Origin of the sequence: Klebsiella aerogenes KCTC 2190, from assembly GCF_000215745.1 — a bacterium.
GTDB classification, from domain to species: domain Bacteria; phylum Pseudomonadota; class Gammaproteobacteria; order Enterobacterales; family Enterobacteriaceae; genus Klebsiella; species Klebsiella aerogenes.
In genome coordinates this window covers 1,023,868-1,046,313 of record NC_015663.1, presented here as the reverse complement: position 1 = coordinate 1,046,313, position 22,446 = coordinate 1,023,868, and the positions used below count along the sequence as shown (strand labels likewise).

Below are 22,446 nucleotides of genomic sequence, written 5' to 3'. Positions count from 1 at the left end.
AATTTCCATGCTCAAATCCACTCTGGCGGCGATGGCTGCCGTATTCGCCATTTCAGCATTCTCCCCCGCCATGGCGGCCAAGGGCGACCCGCACGTACTGCTGACCACTTCTGCTGGCAACATCGAGTTGGAGCTGAATAGCCAGAAGGCGCCGATTTCTGTCGATAACTTCCTGAAGTACGTGAACAGCGGTTTCTATAACAACACGACCTTCCACCGGGTGATCCCAGGCTTTATGGTGCAGGGCGGTGGCTTTAACGAGCAGATGCAGCAAAAGCAGCCGAACCCGCCGATTAAAAACGAAGCCGACAACGGCCTGCGTAATACCCGCGGGACAATCGCCATGGCGCGTACCGCCGATCAGGACAGCGCGACCAGCCAGTTCTTCATCAACGTGGCTGATAACGCTTTCCTCGACCACGGGCAGCGTGATTTTGGCTACGCGGTATTTGGTAAAGTGGTGAAGGGAATGGACGTCGCCGACAAAATTTCTCAGGTTCCGACCCACAACGTCGGCCCATACCAAAATGTTCCGTCCAAACCGGTCGTTATTCTCTCGGCGAAAGTGCTGCCGTAATCCTCTTCTGGCGCGGGCGGTCCGCCTGCGCCCTGCTTGCCTCTCTGCGTAACCTGAAATTGCTGCTTATACTTGTGGCACACAGGGGACGATAAGGGAGGCGACCATGCGTTTACTCACCGATAAACAAAAATCCCGGCTCTGGGAACAGACCCGCAATGCCAATTTTCAGGCCAGCCGACGCCTTGAAGGCGCGACGGTACCGCTCGTTACCTTGACGGCTGAGGAAGCGCTGGCGCGTCTTGCCGAGCTGAGGAGGCGTCATGAGCGCTAAATATGGCGACGATCGCGACCCCTATCTCTATCCGACGCTGGATGTGTTGCGTAATCGGCTGGGTATTCGTCAGGCGCAGCGGCTGGAACAAACGGCATGGGAATTCACTTCGCTGCGCGCGGCGACGATCCCGTTGGGCCCACGCGGCCGCGGCTTACCGCATCTGTGCGCCATTCACCGGCAACTTTATCAGGATCTCTTTGACTGGGCGGGCAAACTGCGGGAAATCGATATCTACCAGGGCGATACGCCGTTTTGCCACTTCGCGTGGATAGAGAAAGAGGGCAACGCGCTGATGCGCAAGCTGGAAGAAGAGGACTATCTGTGTGAACAACCCCGGGAGACGTTCGTCGAGCGACTGAGCTGGTACTACGGCGAAATCAATGTCCTGCACCCGTTCCGCCTTGGCAACGGCCTGACGCAAAGGATCTTCTTCGAACAGTTGGCCATTCACGCCGGCTACCTGCTTGACTGGCGGGGCATCGATCCGGATGCGTGGAGCCAGGCTAACCAGCTGGGCGCAATGGGCGACCCGGAACCGCTGGAGCGGATCTTTCGTAAAGTGGTAAGCGAAGCGCGGGAATCTGAGTAGAATAGCCCGGTTTTGTTTTTTCCGGAGCCGCTATGATCCTGCTAATTGATAACTATGACTCTTTCACCTGGAATCTGTACCAGTACTTTTGCGAACTGGGGGCGGAGGTGCTGGTTAAGCGTAACGATGAGTTAACGCTGGCAGAGATAGCGTCGCTGGCGCCGGAGAAAATCGTTATTTCGCCGGGCCCCTGCACGCCCGATGAGTCAGGTATTTCGCTGGACGTTATCCGCCGCTATGCCGGAAAAACCCCGCTGCTCGGCGTGTGTCTGGGTCATCAGGCTATCGCCCAGGTCTTCGGCGCCGCCATCGTACGCGCCGCTCAGGTCATGCATGGTAAAACGTCGCTTATTGAGCACAACGGCGAGGGCGTTTTTAAGGGGTTAAACAACCCGCTCACCGTTACGCGTTACCATTCGTTAGTTATCGACCCGCCAACCCTTCCCGCGGATTTTATCGTTACCGCCCGCAGCGCCAGCGGTGAAATCATGGGTATCCGCCATCGCCAGTGGGATCTCGAAGGCGTGCAGTTCCACCCGGAGAGTATTCTTAGCGAACAGGGACACCAACTGCTGGAAAACTTCCTTAAACGCTGATTTGTAGTTGCCATGGGTTGATTTATTATGCATATTTTGTGATTAAAACATCGCAATCATTGCACGTTACACAGAAGGATGGGCATCACATGGCAACAGAGCAACCGGCAATCACCCGCGCCACATTCGATGAAGTCATTCTGCCGATTTATGCACCGGCGGAGTTTATTCCGGTGAAGGGGAAAGGCAGCCGCGTTTGGGATCAGCAGGGCAAAGAGTACGTTGATTTTGCCGGCGGGATTGCGGTGACCGCGCTGGGCCACTGCCACCCGGCGCTGGTGGCGGCGCTGCACGAGCAGGGCGAAACCCTGTGGCACACCAGCAACGTTTTTACCAACGAGCCGGCGCTGCGCCTGGGTCGCCAACTGGTGGACGCTACTTTTGCCGAACGCGTGGTGTTTATGAACTCCGGTACGGAAGCCAATGAAACGGCGTTCAAGCTGGCGCGTCATTACGCAATCACTCGCCATAGCCCGTACAAAACCAAAATCATCGCTTTCCATAATGCCTTCCACGGACGGTCGCTGTTCACCGTCTCGGTTGGTGGTCAGCCGAAATACTCTGACGGTTTCGGGCCGAAACCGGCAGATATCGTGCATGTCCCATTTAACGATCTCGAGGCGGTGAAAGCGGTGATCGATGACCATACCTGCGCGGTGGTGGTTGAGCCGATTCAGGGCGAGGGCGGGGTGATGGCGGCGACGCCGGCGTTCCTGCAGGGGCTGCGCGAACTGTGCGACCAGTATCAGGCACTGCTGGTATTTGATGAAGTGCAGTGCGGTATGGGCCGTACCGGTTCGCTGTTCGCCTATATGCATTACGGCGTGACCCCGGATATCCTGACCAGCGCGAAAGCGCTCGGCGGCGGTTTCCCGATTAGCGCGATGTTGACCACCAATGAAATTGCCAGCGCCTTCCATGCCGGTTCCCATGGCTCCACCTACGGCGGCAATCCGCTGGCCTGCGCGGTGGCGACCGCGGCTTTCAACCTGATTAACACGCCGCAGGTGCTGGAGGGCGTGAATGCCAAACGGGCGCTGTTTGTCGAACACCTGCAGCAGATCGATGCGCAGTTTGATCTGTTCAGCGACATCCGCGGCATGGGGTTGTTAATCGGCGCCGCGCTTAAGCCGCAGCATCATGGACGCGCGCGCGATTTCCTCTATGCCGCGGCGGAGGCCGGGGTGATGGTGTTAAACGCCGGGCCGGACGTAATGCGCTTTGTGCCGTCGCTGGTGATTGATGATAGCGATATCGCCGAAGGGATGGCGCGCTTTGCGCAGGCGGTTAAAAACGTGCTTAGCGCCTAGTCGTGCGTAGCCAGATGCCGTGATGCGGACGCTGACGCCATGCCACCGACGAAATGGTGTGCATGGTGTTCAGATGGCCGAGGATCCGCTGCAGATGCTGCTCAAGGGTGCTGAGCGGCCCACGCAACACTTCCCCGTCCTGGGATTCCATAATATTCACATCGCCCGCGCTGCCCGGCCCGTCTGAATCCAGACGCTGCTGACAGCGCTGCAGGGCAATTTCACAAGACTCCAGATACCGCTGCGCCAGGTCAGGCGTTAGCATCGTATGCTCGCGTGCCAGCGTGGTCATGGCGTTGATATGCTCAACGATAAACTGGCTATGGGTTACCCACAGCTTCATATCTTCCAGATAGTGCGAGTTAAAGCCCGGTTCCTGCATCGCCTGGTTAAGCGAGTTATACAGGGCGTTGTGCGCCTGGTTGACGCGCATACGCTGGTAGGCCAACGCCGGGGCCTGCGGATCGGCGCTAAGGATCAGCCGAATAGCCTCCTGATCGGCCTCCAGGGCATCGTGGGCGTTTTTACGCAGCAGGCCGCTCTGCCATTGCGGCCATAGCCAGACCATCCCGCCAAAGGCGATCAGACAGCCAATGATGGTATCGATAAAGCGGGCGACGATGAACTGCTCGCCGTTAAGCGTAAGCAACTGCAGGGTATATACCGCGGTAACGGTAAAGCCCACCATCGCCCAGCCGTAGTGTTTACGGATGATGAGATAGCTCAGCAGCGTGATGAACAACATACCGCTTAACGTATAGCTCTCCGGTACGTGGAAGTGTAGGGTCAGCCAGGCGATCACCAGGCCCGCCAGGGTGCCTGCCGCCCGGTGGACAATCCGCACGCGGGTGGCGCCGTAACCGTTTTGCGTCACGAACAGCACGGTCATCAGGATCCAGTAAGGCTTCGGCAGGTGCAGGGCGCTGCCCATCAGGCTGGCGATGCTCAACATTACGCTGATGCGCGCGGCGTTGCGCAGCGCCGGGGATTTCAATGACAGGTAGTTCTTCAGCGCCGGTAGCAGCGGCAGGCGTCGTTCTTTGTCCGCCATCAGGTTACGTGCGTACAGCGGGCGCTGAGTACGTAGCACGCGGGCGATACGACTGAAGTGCCAGGCGCAGAACTGGCCAACTGGGTTATCGGGATGCTGATAGGCGATTTTTTCCAGCGCGCCGATTTGCTTATCCATCTGAAAGCGACGCGGGTAGCGGTGGTAGAGAATATCATCCGCCAGCACCCGCAGACGAGCGGCGACGGTCTGCGCGTTCCAGCGGATGACCGCTTCCGCATGGCTGCGCTCCACCAGTTTTTGCACCTCTTCCGGCTGGTGCAGGCTCACTGAAATATGTTCCTGCAGATCCAGCCCAACCTGGAACGCGCGCAGCAGTCGCTTATGATCGCTACGCTGGTTGGCGGCTAACATATGCATCTGCTGATAGCACTGGGTAATTAAATCGACCACCTTCTGCTGGCGGGTAAGCAGCGGCGGCAGGGAGGTCGTCGGGTCAGTGTGCTGCGTCAGGAGGCTATATTTGGCCTCGCAATAATTAGCCAGTTCGCGGTAAAGCAGGCTTAACGACTCGCGCAGCGGCTGCTCTCGCCAGAGCCAAAACCAGAACCAGTTAAAGAGTCCGTACCACAAGGTTCCCAGCGCATAGATAAGCAGCGGCTCCCAGATGGGCATATTGCCAGCCAGGCTTAAGGTAAAAATGGCGGCGATAAGCGATGCCGGCAACAGGCGAGCGTGTAGCGAGCTGATTTCCGCCGTCACGCCGAGAATCAGCGCCAGCACGCTGAGGATAAGCGGCAACGGGATGTCGCGCGCCAGAAGCAATTGCACAATCAGGCTGCTGCCGGCAAACAGGCAGCCGCCAACGATCAGGCGTTTGAAAAAACGTTTATGCGGGGTGTCGAGACCGGCAATATTGCAACAGGCGGGAACTAAAGAGTACAGCAGCCCTTGCTGCAGATGGCCGAGCAGAAGCCCGATGGCCACAGGTAGACACAGCACCAGCGTTTGCCGCAGTGCATAGTTGACTTCCGGGTGGTAAATCAGCCTGCGCCACATGGGAGAAACAAAAACGGCGTACTGCGCGGAGCAATACGCCGTTTAGCGACTTAACGGGTACCGTAGACGACGATAGTTTTACCGTGTGCCGAGATCAGGTTTTGATCTTCCAGCATCTTCAGAATACGGCCGACGGTTTCACGAGAGCAACCGACGATCTGGCCAATTTCCTGGCGGGTGATTTTGATCTGCATCCCGTCCGGGTGAGTCATGGCATCAGGCTGTTTCGCCAGATTCAGTAAGGTCTGAGCGATACGGCCCGTCACGTCGAGGAAAGCAAGGTTACCGACTTTCTCGGAAGTGACCTGCAGACGACGCGCCATCTGCGAGGAGAGGCGCATCAGGATGTCCGGGTTCACCTGGATTAACTGACGGAATTTTTTGTAAGAGATCTCGGCCACTTCACATGCGGTTTTCGCACGTACCCAGGCACTACGTTCCTGACCTTCTTCAAACAGGCCTAATTCACCGATGAAATCGCCCTGGTTGAGGTAAGAGAGGATCATCTCTTTACCTTCTTCATCCTTGATGAGTACAGCCACGGAGCCTTTTACGATGTAGTAAAGCGTTTCCGCTTTCTCACCCTGGTGAATCAGCGTGCTCTTTGATGGGTACTTATGAATGTGGCAATGAGACAAGAACCATTCAAGGGTAGGGTCTGTTTGCGGTTTGCCAAGCACCATGCGCGGTTATCCTCTGTTATAAGCTATCTCCGGACGCCGACACTACACGGCATCCGGGCATGCAATCGTATTTTTCCCTATGCCTGGGAAGCTGGCTGCTCAATTTATGCAGCCTGTAATGTGAACTCCTCAGCATACATGCGGTACATCAATGTATTACTGTAGCATCCAGACTGTTTTAGCATAGCTTTCACCGCATGTCTCCTGGTGTCTCGCTTCAGCATGACCCAGGTCGCCTTCCGTTGCGAGATTTGTTATGTGCGCGTAATCTGTCAGGAAAATTGCAACAGCGGAGTTAAATTTTATGCAAGCGCGTGTGAAATGGGTGGAAGGTCTAACCTTCATCGGTGAGTCGGCCTCCGGCCACCAGATTTTAATGGATGGCAACTCCGGAGACAAAGCGCCCAGCCCGATGGAGATGGTGTTAATGGCGGCGGGCGGCTGTAGCGCAATTGACGTGGTGTCTATCCTGCAAAAAGGGCGTCAAAACGTCACTAACTGCGAAGTGAAGCTGACCTCCGAACGCCGTGAAGAGGCGCCGCGCCTGTTCACTCATATCAATCTGCACTTTATCGTCACCGGTAAAGAACTGAAGGATGCGGCGGTGTCCCGTGCGGTGGATTTATCCGCGGAGAAGTACTGCTCGGTGGCGTTGATGCTGGAAAAGGCGGTCAACATCACCCACTCTTACGAAGTCATCGAAGCCTGAGGCGAATTGACGTAGCGGGACACTAACCCCGGCAGCACGGCGACCGGGGTTTTATTTTGCCCTTAACTAATGGTTTTGCCTTCCATCAAGCGCTCGACCAGCGGCGCCATAATGAGCTCCATCGCCAGCCCCATCTTACCGCCCGGCACCACCAGGGTGTTCATATGCGAGATAAACGACCCCTGTAACATCGCCAACAGCCAGGGATAATCAATCCCCTGCAAATTGCGGAAGTGAATCACCACGAAGCTTTCGTCGAGCGATGGAATACCTTTGGCGGCAAACGGATTCGAGGTATCCACCGTCGGCACGCGCTGGAAGTTGATATGGGTACGTGAGAACTGGGGGGTGATGAAATTGATGTAGTCCTCCATCGAACGCACCACTGAGTCCATCACCGCTTCGCGCGAATGGCCCCGTTCGCTGGTATCGCGAATGAGCTTCTGAATCCATTCGAGGTTGACGATCGGCACCACGCCGACCAGCAGGTCGACATGTTTCGCCACGTCATGCTGCGGCGTCACCACGCCGCCGTGCAGCCCCTCATAAAACAGCACGTCGGTCGGTTCAGGCAGCGGCTGCCACGGGGTAAAGGTGCCGGGAACCTGATTCCAGGGAACCGCTTCATCATAGGTATGGAGATATTTTCGCGACTGGCCCTTGCCGAATTCGCCGTACTCTAAAAAGGTGCGTTCAAGCAGGCTGAAGTCGTTGGCTTCCGGGCCGAAGTAGCTGATGTGTTTGCCCTGATCGCGCGCTTTGCGGATCGCCATGTCCATTTCCGGGCGAGTATAGCGATGGAAGCTATCCCCTTCGACCTCCGCGGCATGCAGGTTCAGCTGCGAGAAAATTTTGCGAAACGCGAGGCTGGTGGTGGTGGTGCCCGCGCCGCTGGAGCCCGTGACTGCGATCACTGGATGTTTGGCAGACATAACAACTCCCTGATTAAGTGATGGTGTGTCGCCGTATCGCGCCAGGCTCTCGCGGTTAGAGGGGCATGGCGCTTAGCCGTTAAACATCTTGCGGGGCATGATGTTGACCGTCTCGTGCAGTTCTGACCACACCAGTACGGCCTCCCCGGTTTTAAGCTGCTGTTTTACATCGGCGACTTTATCGGCAAGCGAACGTTCATGTTCACCATAATCGGTGCCTTCGCGCAACACAAAGCTTTCAATCAGATTATCCAGCGTTTCGGGATCGAGATCCTGCCAGGGAATAATCATGCTTGTCCTCCCAGCCAGCGGGTTAACCAATCCGGAATACGTTGCTCCAGCCACATTTGCGGTTTTCGCAGCGTACCGCCGACAAAGCCAACGTGGCCGCCTTGTTCCGTGAGCTGATATTCGACATTAGCCGGCAGCTGTTCCTGCGGCGGTATTGAATGATGGTCCATAAATGGATCGTCTTTTGCGTGAATGATCAGCGTCGGCTTGGTGATATCGCTTAAGCGCGGCATCGCGCTGCACTGTCGGTAATAGTCTAGCGCATCGGCGAAACCGTGGATTTTGGCGGTGATCATGTCGTCGAATTCGCGGATGCGGCGCATGCTTTTGAGCTGGCGAAGATCCACCGGCAGCGAGCCTGGATAGGCTTTCAGCTTGCGCGAGGCGTTGGCTTTCAGCAGGTTGAGCAGGTAACGCTGATAGACGCGCGAAAATCCTTTATCCATATGGTAGCTGCAGGCTTCCAGCATAAAGGGCGCCGAGACAATGACGGCCGCATCGAGCGGAATATTGTCGCCTTCTTTCGCCAGCAGACAGCCCAGCATGTTGCCGCCAAGCGAATAGCCTACCGCCGCCGTCGGCGCGGCGCCGAATTCACGCCGCAACCAGTGCAGGAACCAGGTGCCGTCTTCCGTTTCGCCAGAGTGATAAATACGACTGTTGCGATTCGGCTCGCCGCTGCAGCCGCGAAAATGCATCACCACCCCGAGCCAGCCGCGCTGCATGGCGGCGTGAATTAAACCGTGGGCGTAAGGGCTGTGCAGGCTGCCTTCCAGACCGTGAAAAACCACCAGCCGCGGTTTGTGGCGCGCGCCGGCGGGATCTTCGCTCCAGGCCAGATCGACGAAATCGCCATCCGGCAGCTCAAGGCGCTGCCAGTGCGGCGTAAATCGGAGCTTGCGGCGGATGATCCGCGGCAGCATGGTTTGCAGATGACGATTGCCCACGCCGCGCATCGGATGGAATTCGCGCGAATCGTTATCGGGGGGCGTCACTGCTGTCGGGGTTATTTCAACCATAGTACCAGGATTATTAAGAAACTTTTAGAACACTATACCGCGCATAAAAGTGGGCGGTTAGCCAATATGTGGTCTTGCGGGTAATCGGTATAGATTACATGAAAATGATTCAAGAGAATGGCTGAGCCATGAATTTCGGAAAGTCTCCCGGGATACTTAAGCAGAAAGTCCCGACGATGAATTTTCTCTCACCGCCGGGCGGTTACTCATTAACCTTCCTGCAGCATCCGCTCCAGCTGTTCCTGCGCGTCCAGCCACGCCATTTCACACTCTTCGAGCCCTGATTTGGCGCTCGCCTGCTGCTGCAGGCACGCGGTTAATTCCGCTTTGCGCGAGGCGTCATATAACTCGCTGTCGCCCAGTTTCTCTTCCGCCTGCGCCAGCTGCGCGTTGAGTTTATCCATCTCTTTTTCCAGCCGGGCGATCTCTTTACGCAGCGGTTGCGTTTGCGTGCGCAGTTCGGCTTCGCGACGTTTTTGATCCTTACGCGCCTGCGCGCTGTTGCCGTTATCCTTCGGCGCTTCAGAGGCCTGGTTTTCCTGCTTCTGCGAATCACTCAGCCACTGCTGATAATCTTCCAGATCGCCATCAAACGGTTCAACTTTACCGTCGTGTACGAGGTACAGATCGTCAGTGGTGGAGCGGATCAGGTGACGATCGTGCGAGACCACGACCAGCGCCCCTTCGAAGTCGATCAGCGCTTCGGTTAAGGCCTGACGCATATCAAGATCAAGGTGGTTGGTCGGTTCATCGAGCAGCAATAGGTTAGGGCGCTGCCAGACGATTAACGCCAGCACCAGGCGCGCTTTTTCACCGCCGGAGAAACGGCGGGTCTCTTCGCTGACTTTATCCCCCTGGAATCCAAAGCCGCCGAGGTAGTCGCGCAGTTTTTGTTCCAGCTCCTGCGGCGCCAGGCGGGCCAGATGCTGTATCGGCGACTCATCGGCGCGCAGGAATTCGAGCTGATGCTGGGCGAAGTAACCGAGCTTAATCCCTTTCGCCAGGCCAATTTCACCGGACAGCGGCTGTAATTCACCGGCCAGTAGCTTAATCAGCGTTGATTTACCGGCGCCGTTGCGCCCCAGCAGACCGATACGCGAACCGGGCACCAGGTTCAGCTTGATGGAGTCGAGAATAATCCGTTCGCCGTAGCCGGCGCTGACTTTTTCCATCTTGAGTAACGGGTTCGGCAGGCTTTCCGGCGCGCGGAAGCTGAAGTGGAACGGGTTATCGACGTGCGCCGGGGCGATAAGCTCCATGCGCTCAAGCATTTTGATACGGCTCTGCGCCTGCTTCGCTTTGGTGGCCTTGGCGCGGAAGCGGTCGATATAGCTCTGCAAGTGGGCTACGCGCTGCTGCTGGCTTTCATACATGGCCTGCTGCTGCGACAGGCGGGTCGCGCGCTGGATTTCAAACGAGCTGTAGTTACCGGTGTATTCGAACATCGTTTGCTGTTCGATATGAATAATTTTATCGACGATCGGATCGAGGAAATCACGATCGTGGGAAATCAGGATCAGCGTACCGGTATAGCCTTTCAGCCATTTTTCCAGCCAGATCACCGCATCAAGATCGAGGTGGTTGGTCGGTTCGTCGAGCAACAGCAGGTCGGAACGGCAGATCAGCGCCTGCGCGAGGTTTAAGCGCATACGCCAGCCGCCGGAGAAATCACTGACCGGGCGCTCAAGCTGCTCGTTACTGAAACCAAGGCCGTGTAGCAGGCTGGCGGCACGGGAACGAATCGTCCAGGCGTCAATGGCATCCAGCTTACCGTGGACGGTAGCGATGGCGTGGCCATCGTCGCGCTCATTGGCCTGCTGTAAATCGGCTTCCAGCTTGCGGAACTCGCGATCGCCATCAATAACATAATCAATAGCCGGTTGCGGCAGGGCCGGCGTTTCCTGATTAACCCACGCCAGCTGCCAGTTGCTCGGGAAGGTCATGGAGCCGCCGTCGGCGCTTATCTCGTTTTTCAAAAGCGAAAGCAACGTAGATTTACCGCAGCCGTTTTTACCCACCAGACCGACCTTCTGGCCAGGATTGATGGTGGCGGTGGCGTTGTCCAGCAGGACGCGTACGCCGCGACGAATTTGTAACGAGGAGAAAACAATCATAAGGCGCCGTATGTTCAGACTATGTTAATTTGTCTTTATGATAATGTAGTGTGGAAGCGAAACGCTCCATAGGGCCGCAATGGTAGCCCAAAATGAAGATGATAGACAAAGTCATTCTGGTTGCGTCGAGACGCAGCCGCTTCGCAAGCCGCCAGATGACGTTCGGGAGGGGAATGATGTCTCAGACAGCGAAAGTGTTGCTGCTGTATGCCCACCCAGAATCTCAGGATTCCGTGGCCAACCGGGTTTTGCTTGAACCGGCCTTACAGTTGCCGAATGTCACCGTGCACGATCTTTATGCGCACTATCCGGATTTTTTTATTGATATCGCCCATGAGCAGGATCTCCTGCGTCAGCATCAGGTGATTGTTTTCCAACATCCACTGTATACGTGGAGCTGCCCGGCATTGTTGAAAGAGTGGCTGGACCGGGTGCTGAGCCGCGGCTTCGCCAGCGGCGCGGGAGGAAATCAACTGGCGGGAAAGTACTGGCGTAGCGTGATCACCACCGGCGAGCCGGAGAGCGCTTACCGCCGCGATGCTAATCGCTATCCGATGAATGATATTCTGCGCCCTTTTGAGTTAACGGCCGGCATGTGCCGCATGCACTGGCTGAGTCCGATTATTGTCTACTGGGCGCGCCGACAGCGGCCGGAAGATTTGCAAAGCCACGCCCGCGCATATCGCGATTGGCTCGCGAATCCTGTTGCTACAGGAGGCGTCAATGGCGGGAGCTGATTTGCTATTAGCAGGTGTACTGTTTTTGTTTGCCGCCGTGGTGGCGGTACCGCTGGCGGCCCGGCTGGGCATTGGCGCCGTGCTCGGCTACCTGCTGGCCGGGATTGCAATTGGCCCGTGGGGGCTTGGCTTTATTAGCGATGTGGATGAAATTCTTCACTTTTCCGAGCTTGGCGTTGTATTCCTGATGTTCATCATCGGCCTTGAGCTTAATCCGGCCAAACTGTGGCAACTGCGCAACTCGATATTCGGCGTCGGCGCGGCGCAGGTGCTGTTTAGCGCGGCGATCCTCGGCGGATTGCTGGTGGTCACCGGGTTTTCGTGGCAGGCGGCCGTGGTGGGCGGTATTGGGTTAGCAATGTCCTCTACCGCGATGGCGCTGCAGCTGATGCGCGAGAAGGGAATGAGCCGTAACGAATCCGGCCAGTTGGGCTTTTCAGTACTGTTATTTCAGGATTTAGCGGTGATCCCGGCGCTGGCGCTGGTCCCGCTGCTCGCCGGACACGGCGACGATAACTTCAACTGGATGTCGGTGGGGATGAAGGTGCTGGCTTTCGCCGGCATGCTGATTGGCGGCCGTTTTCTGCTGCGCCCGGTTTTCCGCTTTATCGCGGGTTCCGGCGTGCGTGAGGTATTTACCGCTGCCACGCTGCTGCTGGTGCTGGGCTCCGCGCTGTTTATGGACGCCCTGGGGCTGTCAATGGCGCTGGGGACGTTTATCGCCGGCGTGCTGCTGGCGGAAAGCGAATATCGCCACGAGCTGGAAATCGCTATTGAGCCGTTTAAAGGCTTGCTGCTGGGGCTGTTTTTTATCTCCGTCGGCATGGCGCTGAATCTTGGCGTGCTCTACACCCATTTGCTGTGGGTCGCGCTAAGCGTTGCCGCTCTGGTGGCGGTTAAAGCGCTGGTGCTTTATGTATTGGCCCGGCTATATGGTTTGCGCAGCTCCGAGCGCACGCAGTTCGCCGGAGTATTGAGCCAGGGCGGCGAGTTCGCCTTTGTTCTCTTTTCCATGCCGGCTTCGCAGAAGCTGTTCCATAACGATCAAATGGCGCTGCTACTAGTTACCGTAACCTTATCGATGATGACCACGCCGCTCCTGATGAAGGTCATTGATAAAGTGCTGTCGCGACGGCTTAACCCGGCGGAGGATGCCGATGAGGCGCCATGGGTCGAGGATGATAAGCCGCAGGTGATTATCGTCGGCTTCGGGCGTTTTGGTCAGGTGATTGGGCGCCTGCTGATGGCCAATAAAATGCGTATTACCGTGCTTGAACGCGATATCAGCGCGGTCAACCTGATGCGCAAATATGGCTACAAAGTCTATTTCGGCGATGCGACGCAGCTTGAGCTGCTGCGTTCGGCGGGGGCGGAAGAGGCGCAGTCTATTGTGATTACCTGCAACGAGCCGGAAGATACCATGAAGCTGGTGGAGATGTGCCAACAGCATTTTCCCCACCTCCATATTCTGGCGCGTGCGCGGGGGCGCGTAGAGGCGCATGAGCTATTACAGGCCGGCGTGACGCAGTTCTCGCGAGAAACCTTCTCCAGCGCCCTGGAATTGGGGCGCAAGGCGCTGGTGACCCTGGGAATGCATCCGCATCAGGCGCAGCGCGCGCAGTTGCACTTTCGACGCCTCGATATGCGAATGCTGCGCGAGTTAATGCCGGTGCATACTGATACCGTACAGATATCCCGCGTGCGGGAAGCCCGGCGCGAGCTGGAAGAGATTTTTGAGCGTGAAATGCAGAAAGAAAGCCGGCAGCTGGACGGCTGGGACGAGTTTGAATAGAAGGTAGAGCAAAATGGCGGTACGTAAACGTTTTATTGCCGGCGCAAAATGCCCGGCGTGCCAGGCGCAGGATTCACTGGCGATGTGGCGCGAGAATAATGTCGATATTGTTGAGTGCGTTAAGTGCGGACATCAGATGCGCGAGGCCGATAAAGAGGTCCGTGAGCACGTTCGTAAAGAAGAGCAAGTGATCGGCATTTTTCATCCGGACTAGCGTTATCTGTCGCCTTTTTTTAAGCTAAAGGGTACACGGCTGCAGAATTCCGCTACAATCTGCGCCACTATTCTTCCCATGCTCAGGAGATATCATGAAAGTAGCAAAAGACCTGGTGGTCAGCCTGGCCTATCAGGTACGTACAGAAGACGGTGTGTTGGTTGATGAGTCTCCGGTGAGTGCGCCGCTGGACTACCTGCATGGTCACGGTTCCCTGATTTCCGGCCTGGAAAACGCATTAAACGGCCACGAAGTGGGCGACAAATTTGATGTCGAAGTCGGCGCGAATGACGCGTACGGCCAGTATGACGAAAACCTGGTTCAGCGCGTTCCTAAAGACGTTTTCATGGGCGTTGACGAACTGCAGGTTGGCATGCGCTTCCTGGCTGAAACCGACCAGGGTCCGGTACCGGTAGAAATCACCGAAGTCGGCGACGATTTCGTGGTGGTTGACGGCAACCACATGCTGGCTGGCCAGAATCTGAAGTTCAACGTAGAAGTTGTCGCCCTGCGCGAAGCCACTGCAGAAGAGCTGGAGCACGGTCACGTACACGGCGCTCATGGCCACGATCACGATCATGACCACGGTCATGACGGTTGCTGCGGCGGCCACGGCCACGATCATGGTCACGACCATGAACACGGCAAAGGTGGTTGCGGTAACGGTGGTTGCGGTTGCCACTAATGGCGTCGCGTTCGCGCGAATAGCCAAAAAAGCGGGGAAACCCGCTTTTTTTACGTCTCAATAATGCGGAGGCGGCGTCTCTTCAGACTGTGACGCGATGTGCGACGGCTGTGTCGCTTTCAATTTTTCGATTACCAAGCGCATATGTTCGCGCATTTTGGCCATTTCTATTTCATGCGCCGTGACGGTTTTGTTGAGGTCCTCGATGGTGATCTCCTGAAACGCCAGTCGGCTTTCCAGTTCCGCCAGACGCGTCTCCATTGTGCTATCGTTCATAGGTCGCCTCTTCTGTCTTGTTTGCGGGCGGATTCTACTCAAGTTTCCGCGTTAACGCAGCATCGTAACGTCAGAGAGGAAACTAATTCATACAAAAATAGTCTGAAATGAGGCGATATTCAGGTAGGTCTGTATGTAGATTTGTTCTGCAACGTTCTATAGTACGTTTTTTGCTTTTTATGATAACCCTGGGGTGAGATGCCCCGGCCCTGGAGAAATGGATGAAATCACTGTTTAAAGTAACGCTGCTGGCGACCACGATGGCCGTTGCCCTGAATGCACCGCTGACCTTTGCTGCCGATACCGCAGCGAAAGCTGCACCGGCGGCGGACAGCAAATCGGCATTTAAAAATGACGATCAAAAATCCGCTTATGCGCTGGGTGCATCCCTCGGCCGTTACATGGAAAACTCCCTGAAAGAACAAGAGAAGCTGGGTATCAAACTGGATAAAGACCAGCTGATCGCCGGTGTGCAGGATGCGTTTGCCGATAAGAGCAAACTGTCCGACAAAGAAATTGAAACCACTCTGCAGTCCTTTGAGACCCGCGTGAAAACCGCCGCTCAGCAGAAGATGGAAAAAGATGCGACCGAGAACGATGCCAAAGGCAAAGCGTTCCGTGACGCCTTCGCTAAAGAGAAGGGCGTGAAAACCTCTAAATCCGGCCTGATGTATAAAGTCGAGAAAGCCGGTACTGGCGATGCGCCGAAAGACAGCGATACCGTCGTGGTGAACTACAAAGGTACGCTGATCGACGGTAAAGAGTTCGATAACTCTTACACCCGCGGCGAGCCGCTCTCTTTCCGTCTTGATGGCGTTATTCCTGGCTGGACCGAAGGCCTGAAAAACATCAAAAAAGGCGGCAAAATCAAGCTGGTTATCCCACCAGATCTGGCCTACGGCAAAACTGGCGTTCCGGGTATCCCGGCTAACTCTACGCTGGTATTCGATGTAGAACTGCTGGACATCAAACCGGCTCCGAAGGCTGATGCTAAGCCAGAAGCCGCTGCCGAAGCACCGGCTGCAGACGCTAAGAAGTAATCTGCTATAAGCCGCCGCCTTCAGGGGCGGCGGCTTTTTTATTGGCTGCAGATATAATTAAAACTGGAAAATTCCTCAGGCGCTGTATTACTTTAGATAGCTTAATAATGATGATGAGCCTGCCCTGACGATAACGACAGGCTCCTGAAAAGGAGTGCTTTTTTACATGTCCAGGTCGCTTTTAACCAACGAAACCAGCGAGCTTGACCTGCTGGATCAACGTCCTTTCGACCAGACCGACTTCGATATCCTAAAATCCTATGAAGCGGTGGTGGACGGGTTAGCGATGCTCATTGGTTCCCACTGTGAAATCGTGCTGCACTCACTGCAGGATTTAAAATGCTCCGCTATTCGTATCGCTAACGGTGAACACACCGGCCGCCAAATTGGCTCGCCGATTACCGATCTGGCGTTACGTATGCTGCACGATATGACGGGAGCGGATAGCAGCGTATCGAAGTGCTATTTTACCCGCGCGAAAAGCGGTGTGCTGATGAAATCGGTGACTATCGCCATTCGCAACCGGGAACATCGGGTGATTGGTCTGCTTTGTATCAACATGAACCTTGATGTTCCGTTCTCGCAGATTATGAGCACTTTCATTCCGCCGGAGACGCCGGAAGTCAACTCGCAGGTCAACTTCGCCTCGTCGGTGGATGATCTGGTGGCGCAAACGCTGGAGTTCACCATTGAAGAGGTGAATGCCGATCGCAACGTATCGAATAACGCGAAAAACCGCCAAATCGTACTGAATCTATACGAGAAAGGCATCTTCGATATCAAAGATGCGATTAACCAGGTAGCCGATCGCCTGAATATCTCTAAACACACGGTGTACCTCTACATCCGCCAGTTTAAAAGCGGAGATTTCCAGGGGCTCGATAAGTAATGCGTTTTGCCATCACCGTAACCGGGCCTGCCTACGGTACTCAGCAGGCCAGTAGCGCGTGGCAGTTTGCGCAGGCGGTTATTAACGCAGGACATGAACTGGCCTGCGTATTTTTCTATCGTGAAGGAGTCTACAACGCCAATCAGCTGACGGCTCCCGCCAGCGATGAGGTAGACCTGGTGCGTCACTGGCAGCGCCTGCATGATGAACATGCCGTTGCGCTGCACATTTGCGTGGCAGCGGCGCTACGCCGCGGCGTGACCGATGAACGCGAAGCGCAGCAGCTTGGTTTGCCGGCGCATAATCTGCAGACGGGATTTACCTTAAGCGGGTTAGGCGCGCTGGCTGAAGCGTCGTTAACCTGCGATAGAATGGTGCAGTTCTGATGAAACGCGTGGCTTTCGTATTTTCTTCCGCGCCGCACGGCAGCGCAGCCGGCAGGGAAGGGCTGGACGCCTTACTGGCGACCTCGGCGCTTACCGACGACCTCGGCGTCTTTTTTGTCGGCGACGGCGTGTTTCAGATTATCCCTGGCCAGCAGCCGGGAAAAATCCTCGCCCGTGATTATATCGCCACCTTCAAGCTGTTATCGCTGTATGACATCGAACAGTGTTGGTTATGCGCGGCGTCTGCCCGCGAGCGCGGCCTGGCCGCCGATACGCCGTGGGTGGTGGATGTAGAAAGCCTCGAGCCAGAAGCGCTGCGCGCCCGGCTTGATGAGTTCAACGTGATTCTACGATTCTGAGGCCCAGATGCTCCACACTCTAAGCGTCTCTCCCTGGCATGTCGATATCGACGCGATGCTGCGTCTGGTGAAGCCAGGCGACGATCTGCTCCTGCTCTCCGATGGCGTGGTCGCGGCGATTGACGGCGGCCGTTTCCTTGAAATCCTGCAATCCGCCCCCATAACCCTACATGCTCTGCAAGACGATATCGAAGCCCGCGGGCTGGCTGGTCAAATTGCGGACAGTGTCGTCAGGGTTGGCTATACTGATTTCGTCAGTCTTACGGTCAAACATGAAGGTCAGTTGGCCTGGTAATGGCGGGATCGTTGTATATTTCTTGACACCTTTTCGGCACCGCCCTAAAATTCTGCGTCCTCATATTATATGAGGCGATTTATTACGTGTTTACGAAGCAAAAGCTAAAACCAGGAGCTATTTAATGGCAACAGTTAACCAGCTGGTACGCAAACCACGCGCGCGCAAAGTTGCAAAGAGCAACGTGCCGGCGCTGGAAGCCTGCCCGCAGAAACGTGGCGTATGTACTCGCGTATATACCACCACTCCTAAGAAACCGAACTCCGCACTGCGTAAAGTTTGCCGTGTGCGTCTGACTAACGGTTTCGAAGTCACCTCCTACATCGGTGGTGAAGGTCACAACCTGCAGGAGCACTCCGTGATCCTGATCCGTGGCGGTCGTGTTAAAGACCTTCCGGGTGTTCGTTACCACACCGTTCGTGGTGCGCTTGACTGCTCCGGCGTTAAAGACCGTAAGCAGGCTCGCTCCAAGTACGGCGTGAAGCGTCCTAAGGCTTAATGGTTCTCCGTTAAGTAAGGCCAAACGTTTTATATTAATGTCAAACTAAACTCTTTGAGTTTTGGACAATCCTGAATTAACAACGGAGTATTTCCATGCCACGTCGTCGCGTCATTGGTCAGCGTAAAATTCTGCCGGATCCGAAGTTCGGATCAGAACTGCTGGCTAAATTTGTAAATATCCTGATGGTAGATGGTAAAAAATCTACTGCAGAAACTATCGTATACAGCGCGCTGGAGACCCTGGCTCAGCGCTCTGGTAAAACTGAACTGGAAGCCTTCGAAGTTGCGCTCGAAAACGTGCGCCCGACTGTCGAAGTTAAGTCCCGCCGCGTAGGTGGTTCTACTTATCAGGTTCCAGTTGAAGTACGTCCGGTTCGTCGTAATGCCCTGGCAATGCGTTGGATCGTTGAAGCTGCTCGTAAACGCGGTGATAAATCCATGGCTTTGCGCCTGGCGAACGAACTCACTGACGCTGCAGACAACAAAGGTACTGCAGTTAAGAAACGTGAAGACGTTCACCGTATGGCCGAAGCCAACAAGGCGTTCGCACACTACCGTTGGTAATCCCTTCGGAGTCATAGTCACCAGGCGGGCGTTTCAGATGAGTCGCCCGCTCTGGATAACTTAACTGAACGCCTAAAGAAATAAACGAGGAATCAAATGGCTCGTACAACACCCATCGCACGCTACCGTAACATCGGTATCAGTGCGCACATCGACGCCGGTAAAACCACTACTACCGAACGTATTCTGTTCTACACCGGTGTAAACCACAAAATCGGTGAAGTTCATGACGGCGCCGCTACCATGGACTGGATGGAGCAGGAGCAGGAACGTGGTATCACCATCACTTCCGCTGCGACTACTGCATTCTGGTCTGGTATGGCTAAACAGTATGAACCGCACCGTGTAAACATCATCGACACCCCGGGGCACGTTGACTTCACTATCGAAGTAGAACGTTCCATGCGTGTTCTTGATGGTGCGGTAATGGTTTACTGCGCAGTTGGTGGTGTTCAGCCGCAGTCTGAAACCGTATGGCGTCAGGCAAACAAATATAAAGTTCCACGCATTGCGTTCGTTAACAAAATGGACCGCATGGGTGCGAACTTCCTGAAAGTTGTTGGTCAGATCAAAACCCGTCTGGGCGCGAACCCGGTTCCGCTGCAGCTGGCAATTGGTGCTGAAGAAGGTTTCACCGGTGTTGTTGACCTGGTGAAAATGAAAGCCATCAACTGGAACGAAGCTGATGCAGGCGTTACCTTCGAATACGAAGATATCCCGGCTGACATGCAGGAACTGGCTGACGAATGGCACCAGAACCTGATCGAGTCCGCTGCGGAAGCTTCCGAAGAGCTGATGGAAAAATACCTGGGTGGCGAAGAACTGACTGAAGAAGAGATCAAAAAAGCTCTGCGTCAGCGCGTTCTGAACAACGAAATCATCCTGGTAACCTGTGGTTCTGCGTTCAAGAACAAAGGTGTTCAGGCGATGCTGGATGCGGTAATTGATTACCTGCCATCCCCGATCGATGTTCCGGCAATCAACGGCATCCTGGACGACGGTAAAGATACCCCGGCTGAGCGTCACGCAAGCGACGAAGAGCCGTTCTCTGCACTGGCGTTCAAAATCGCTACCGACCCGTTCGTTGGTAACCTGACCTTCTTCCGTGTGTACTCCGGTGTGGTTAACTCTGGTGATACCGTACTGAACTCCGTGAAAGCTGCACGTGAGCGTTTCGGTCGTATCGTTCAGATGCACGCTAACAAACGTGAAGAGATCAAAGAAGTTCGCGCGGGCGATATCGCTGCCGCTATCGGTCTGAAAGACGTAACCACTGGTGACACCCTGTGTGACCCGGATGCGCCGATCATTCTGGAGCGTATGGAATTCCCTGAGCCGGTAATCTCCATCGCCGTTGAGCCGAAAACCAAAGCTGACCAGGAAAAAATGGGTCTGGCTCTGGGTCGTCTGGCTAAAGAAGACCCGTCATTCCGCGTATGGACTGACGAAGAGTCTAACCAGACCATCATCGCCGGTATGGGTGAGCTGCACCTCGACATCATCGTTGACCGTATGAAGCGTGAATTCAACGTTGAAGCGAACGTCGGTAAACCTCAGGTTGCTTACCGCGAAGCGATTCGCCAGAAAGTTACCGATGTTGAAGGTAAACACGCCAAGCAGTCTGGTGGTCGTGGTCAGTACGGTCACGTTGTGATCGACATGTACCCGCTGGAGCCGGGCTCTAACCCGAAAGGTTACGAGTTCATCAACGACATTAAAGGTGGTGTAATCCCTGGCGAATACATCCCGGCCGTTGATAAAGGCATCCAGGAACAGCTGAAAGCTGGTCCGCTGGCTGGCTACCCGGTAGTTGATATGGGTATCCGTCTGCACTTCGGTTCTTACCACGACGTTGACTCCTCTGAGCTGGCGTTTAAACTGGCCGCTTCTATCGCCTTTAAAGAAGGCTTTAAGAAAGCGAAACCAGTTCTGCTTGAGCCGATCATGAAGGTTGAAGTAGAAACTCCGGAAGAGAACACCGGTGACGTAATCGGTGACTTGAGCCGTCGTCGCGGCATGCTGCGCGGTCAAGAATCTGAAGTAACTGGCGTTAAGATCCACGCTGAAGTTCCGCTGTCTGAAATGTTCGGATATGCAACTCAGCTGCGTTCTCTGACCAAAGGTCGTGCATCATACACCATGGAATTCCTGAAGTATGATGATGCGCCGAACAACGTTGCTCAGGCCGTTATTGAAGCCCGTGGTAAATAATCCACAGGATTAAAACCTAAGTCCCGTGCTCTCTCCTGAGGGGAGAGCACTATAGTAAGGAATATAGCCGTGTCTAAAGAAAAATTTGAACGTACAAAACCGCACGTCAACGTTGGTACTATCGGCCACGTTGACCATGGTAAAACTACTCTGACCGCTGCAATCACCACCGTACTGGCTAAAACCTACGGCGGTGCTGCTCGCGCATTCGACCAGATCGATAACGCGCCGGAAGAAAAAGCTCGTGGTATCACCATCAACACTTCCCACGTTGAATATGACACCCCGACTCGCCACTACGCACACGTAGACTGCCCGGGCCACGCCGACTATGTTAAAAACATGATCACCGGTGCTGCTCAGATGGATGGCGCGATCCTGGTTGTTGCTGCGACTGACGGCCCGATGCCGCAGACTCGTGAGCACATCCTGCTGGGTCGTCAGGTAGGCGTTCCGTACATCATCGTGTTCCTGAACAAATGCGACATGGTTGATGACGAAGAGCTGCTGGAACTGGTTGAGATGGAAGTTCGTGAACTGCTGTCTCAGTACGATTTCCCGGGCGACGACACTCCGATCGTTCGTGGTTCTGCTCTGAAAGCGCTGGAAGGCGACGCAGAGTGGGAAGCGAAAATCATCGAACTGGCTGGCTTCCTGGATTCTTACATCCCAGAACCAGAGCGTGCGATTGACAAGCCGTTCCTGCTGCCGATCGAAGACGTATTCTCCATCTCCGGTCGTGGTACCGTTGTTACCGGTCGTGTAGAGCGCGGTATCATCAAAGTTGGTGAAGAAGTTGAAATCGTTGGTATCAAAGAAACCGCGAAAACCACCTGTACTGGCGTTGAAATGTTCCGCAAACTGCTGGACGAAGGCCGTGCTGGTGAGAACGTAGGTGTTCTGCTGCGTGGTATCAAACGTGAAGAAATCGAACGTGGTCAGGTACTGGCTAAGCCGGGCAGCATCAAGCCGCACACCAAGTTCGAATCTGAAGTGTACATCCTGTCCAAAGACGAAGGCGGCCGTCATACTCCGTTCTTCAAAGGCTACCGTCCGCAGTTCTACTTCCGTACTACTGACGTGACTGGTACCATCGAACTGCCGGAAGGCGTAGAGATGGTAATGCCGGGCGACAACATCAAAATGGTTGTTACCCTGATCCACCCGATCGCGATGGACGATGGTCTGCGTTTCGCAATCCGTGAAGGCGGCCGTACCGTTGGCGCGGGCGTTGTAGCTAAAGTTCTGGGCTAATTCGTTAGCTTTGAATTAAAAAGGGCGCTTCGGCGCCCTTTTTGCTGTCTATGATTTGGTGATAAGCCGCGATGGTAT

General features: G+C 55.2%; 26 protein-coding genes. 19 read left to right on the top strand and 7 right to left on the bottom strand.

The features are described from left to right. Positions 1–7 precede the first annotated feature (7 nt). The 5 genes from ppiA (at position 8) to argD (ending at position 3,349) form a co-directional block, all read left to right on the top strand. The gene (ppiA, locus tag EAE_RS05200; protein ID WP_015369397.1) at positions 8–577 is read left to right on the top strand and encodes a peptidylprolyl isomerase A; all 570 of its coding nucleotides are present in this window, start codon (positions 8–10) and stop codon (positions 575–577) included. 106 nt (positions 578–683) lie between these two features. Continuing rightward, positions 684–851: a YhfG family protein gene (locus EAE_RS05195; protein ID WP_015703650.1), complete on the top strand. Its 168-nt coding sequence runs from the start codon at positions 684–686 to the stop codon at positions 849–851. Continuing rightward, positions 841–1,443 (top strand): putative adenosine monophosphate-protein transferase Fic, encoded by a 603-nt coding sequence (locus tag EAE_RS05190; RefSeq protein ID WP_015369399.1) that lies wholly within the window; start codon positions 841–843, stop codon positions 1,441–1,443. The genes EAE_RS05195 and EAE_RS05190 overlap by 11 nt, the downstream gene beginning before the upstream one ends. Before the next feature lie 32 nt (positions 1,444–1,475). Next, a complete protein-coding gene (pabA, locus tag EAE_RS05185; protein WP_015369400.1) occupies positions 1,476–2,039 on the top strand; it encodes an aminodeoxychorismate synthase component 2 in 564 nt (187 codons plus the stop codon). Between the two features lie 89 nt (positions 2,040–2,128). Then, a complete protein-coding gene (gene argD / locus EAE_RS05180) occupies positions 2,129–3,349 on the top strand; it encodes a bifunctional acetylornithine/succinyldiaminopimelate transaminase (protein ID WP_015369401.1) in 1,221 nt (406 codons plus the stop codon). On the opposite strand, the gene EAE_RS05175 is transcribed toward argD, so the two are convergent. Continuing rightward, positions 3,339–5,417, bottom strand: coding sequence for a YccS/YhfK family putative transporter (locus EAE_RS05175; protein ID WP_015703649.1), 2,079 nt, complete (start codon positions 5,415–5,417; stop codon positions 3,339–3,341). The two genes, argD and EAE_RS05175, sit on opposite strands and share 11 nt — an antisense overlap. Before the next feature lie 50 nt (positions 5,418–5,467). After that, positions 5,468–6,100 carry a cAMP-activated global transcriptional regulator CRP gene (gene crp, locus EAE_RS05170; RefSeq protein ID WP_000242758.1) on the bottom strand — a complete coding sequence of 211 codons (633 nt, stop codon included), beginning with the start codon at positions 6,098–6,100 and terminating at the stop codon, positions 5,468–5,470. Between the two features lie 304 nt (positions 6,101–6,404). On the opposite strand from crp, the gene EAE_RS05165 reads away from it, so the two are divergent. Next, on the top strand, positions 6,405–6,809 hold the full coding sequence (locus EAE_RS05165; protein ID WP_015703648.1) for an OsmC family protein: 405 nt from the start codon (positions 6,405–6,407) through the stop codon (positions 6,807–6,809). Between the two features lie 62 nt (positions 6,810–6,871). On the opposite strand, the gene EAE_RS05160 is transcribed toward EAE_RS05165, so the two are convergent. From EAE_RS05160 to EAE_RS05145, 4 genes are all read right to left on the bottom strand, one after another. After that, positions 6,872–7,741, bottom strand: a complete 870-nt coding sequence (locus EAE_RS05160; RefSeq protein WP_015369404.1) for a phosphoribulokinase — start codon at positions 7,739–7,741, stop codon at positions 6,872–6,874. Positions 7,742–7,813: 72 nt separating this feature from the next. After that, a complete protein-coding gene (locus EAE_RS05155; RefSeq protein WP_015369405.1) occupies positions 7,814–8,032 on the bottom strand; it encodes a YheU family protein in 219 nt (72 codons plus the stop codon). Continuing rightward, the gene (locus EAE_RS05150; RefSeq protein ID WP_015703647.1) at positions 8,029–9,051 is read right to left on the bottom strand and encodes a hydrolase; all 1,023 of its coding nucleotides are present in this window, start codon (positions 9,049–9,051) and stop codon (positions 8,029–8,031) included. Before EAE_RS05150 ends, EAE_RS05155 begins: the two co-directional genes overlap by 4 nt. A 209-nt stretch (positions 9,052–9,260) precedes the next feature. After that, entirely contained in the window at positions 9,261–11,165 is a 1,905-nt protein-coding gene (locus EAE_RS05145; protein WP_015703646.1) for an ABC transporter ATP-binding protein, read from the bottom strand. A gap of 173 nt (positions 11,166–11,338) precedes the next feature. On the opposite strand from EAE_RS05145, the gene kefG reads away from it, so the two are divergent. The 4 genes from kefG (at position 11,339) to slyD (ending at position 14,593) form a co-directional block, all read left to right on the top strand. Then, entirely contained in the window at positions 11,339–11,902 is a 564-nt protein-coding gene (kefG, locus tag EAE_RS05140; protein WP_015369408.1) for a glutathione-regulated potassium-efflux system ancillary protein KefG, read from the top strand. Next, positions 11,889–13,694 (top strand): glutathione-regulated potassium-efflux system protein KefB, encoded by a 1,806-nt coding sequence (kefB, locus tag EAE_RS05135; RefSeq protein WP_015703645.1) that lies wholly within the window; start codon positions 11,889–11,891, stop codon positions 13,692–13,694. The genes kefG and kefB overlap by 14 nt, the downstream gene beginning before the upstream one ends. 13 nt (positions 13,695–13,707) lie before the next feature. Continuing rightward, positions 13,708–13,908, top strand: coding sequence for a YheV family putative zinc ribbon protein (locus tag EAE_RS05130; protein WP_004106389.1), 201 nt, complete (start codon positions 13,708–13,710; stop codon positions 13,906–13,908). A 94-nt stretch (positions 13,909–14,002) separates the two neighbouring features. Next, entirely contained in the window at positions 14,003–14,593 is a 591-nt protein-coding gene (gene slyD, locus EAE_RS05125) for a peptidylprolyl isomerase (RefSeq protein ID WP_015369410.1), read from the top strand. 57 nt (positions 14,594–14,650) lie between these two features. On the opposite strand, the gene EAE_RS05120 is transcribed toward slyD, so the two are convergent. Then, positions 14,651–14,869: a protein SlyX gene (locus EAE_RS05120; protein WP_015703644.1), complete on the bottom strand. Its 219-nt coding sequence runs from the start codon at positions 14,867–14,869 to the stop codon at positions 14,651–14,653. Between the two features lie 221 nt (positions 14,870–15,090). Here EAE_RS05120 and fkpA point away from each other — a divergent pair, with 221 nt between their 5' ends. The 9 genes from fkpA to tuf all read left to right on the top strand — a co-directional run bounded on the left by fkpA (position 15,091) and on the right by tuf (position 22,368). Beyond that, complete coding sequence (gene fkpA / locus EAE_RS05115) at positions 15,091–15,909, top strand: FKBP-type peptidyl-prolyl cis-trans isomerase (RefSeq protein ID WP_015369412.1); 819 nt, start codon at positions 15,091–15,093, stop codon at positions 15,907–15,909. A 166-nt stretch (positions 15,910–16,075) separates the two neighbouring features. Beyond that, positions 16,076–16,798: a helix-turn-helix transcriptional regulator gene (locus EAE_RS05110; protein WP_004868391.1), complete on the top strand. Its 723-nt coding sequence runs from the start codon at positions 16,076–16,078 to the stop codon at positions 16,796–16,798. After that, positions 16,798–17,184, top strand: coding sequence for a sulfurtransferase complex subunit TusD (gene tusD, locus EAE_RS05105; protein ID WP_015703643.1), 387 nt, complete (start codon positions 16,798–16,800; stop codon positions 17,182–17,184). Before EAE_RS05110 ends, tusD begins: the two co-directional genes overlap by 1 nt. Then, entirely contained in the window at positions 17,184–17,543 is a 360-nt protein-coding gene (gene tusC / locus EAE_RS05100; protein WP_015369414.1) for a sulfurtransferase complex subunit TusC, read from the top strand. The genes tusD and tusC overlap by 1 nt, the downstream gene beginning before the upstream one ends. 7 nt (positions 17,544–17,550) lie before the next feature. Further along, positions 17,551–17,838: a sulfurtransferase complex subunit TusB gene (tusB, locus tag EAE_RS05095; protein ID WP_015369415.1), complete on the top strand. Its 288-nt coding sequence runs from the start codon at positions 17,551–17,553 to the stop codon at positions 17,836–17,838. 124 nt (positions 17,839–17,962) lie between these two features. Then, a complete protein-coding gene (gene rpsL / locus EAE_RS05090; protein WP_000246815.1) occupies positions 17,963–18,337 on the top strand; it encodes a 30S ribosomal protein S12 in 375 nt (124 codons plus the stop codon). 95 nt (positions 18,338–18,432) lie between these two features. Further along, on the top strand, positions 18,433–18,903 hold the full coding sequence (rpsG, locus tag EAE_RS05085) for a 30S ribosomal protein S7 (protein WP_015369416.1): 471 nt from the start codon (positions 18,433–18,435) through the stop codon (positions 18,901–18,903). Positions 18,904–18,999: 96 nt separating this feature from the next. After that, positions 19,000–21,114 carry an elongation factor G gene (gene fusA, locus EAE_RS05080; RefSeq protein ID WP_015369417.1) on the top strand — a complete coding sequence of 705 codons (2,115 nt, stop codon included), beginning with the start codon at positions 19,000–19,002 and terminating at the stop codon, positions 21,112–21,114. A 69-nt stretch (positions 21,115–21,183) separates the two neighbouring features. Further along, positions 21,184–22,368 carry an elongation factor Tu gene (gene tuf / locus EAE_RS05075; RefSeq protein WP_015369418.1) on the top strand — a complete coding sequence of 395 codons (1,185 nt, stop codon included), beginning with the start codon at positions 21,184–21,186 and terminating at the stop codon, positions 22,366–22,368. Positions 22,369–22,446: the final 78 nt, after the last annotated feature.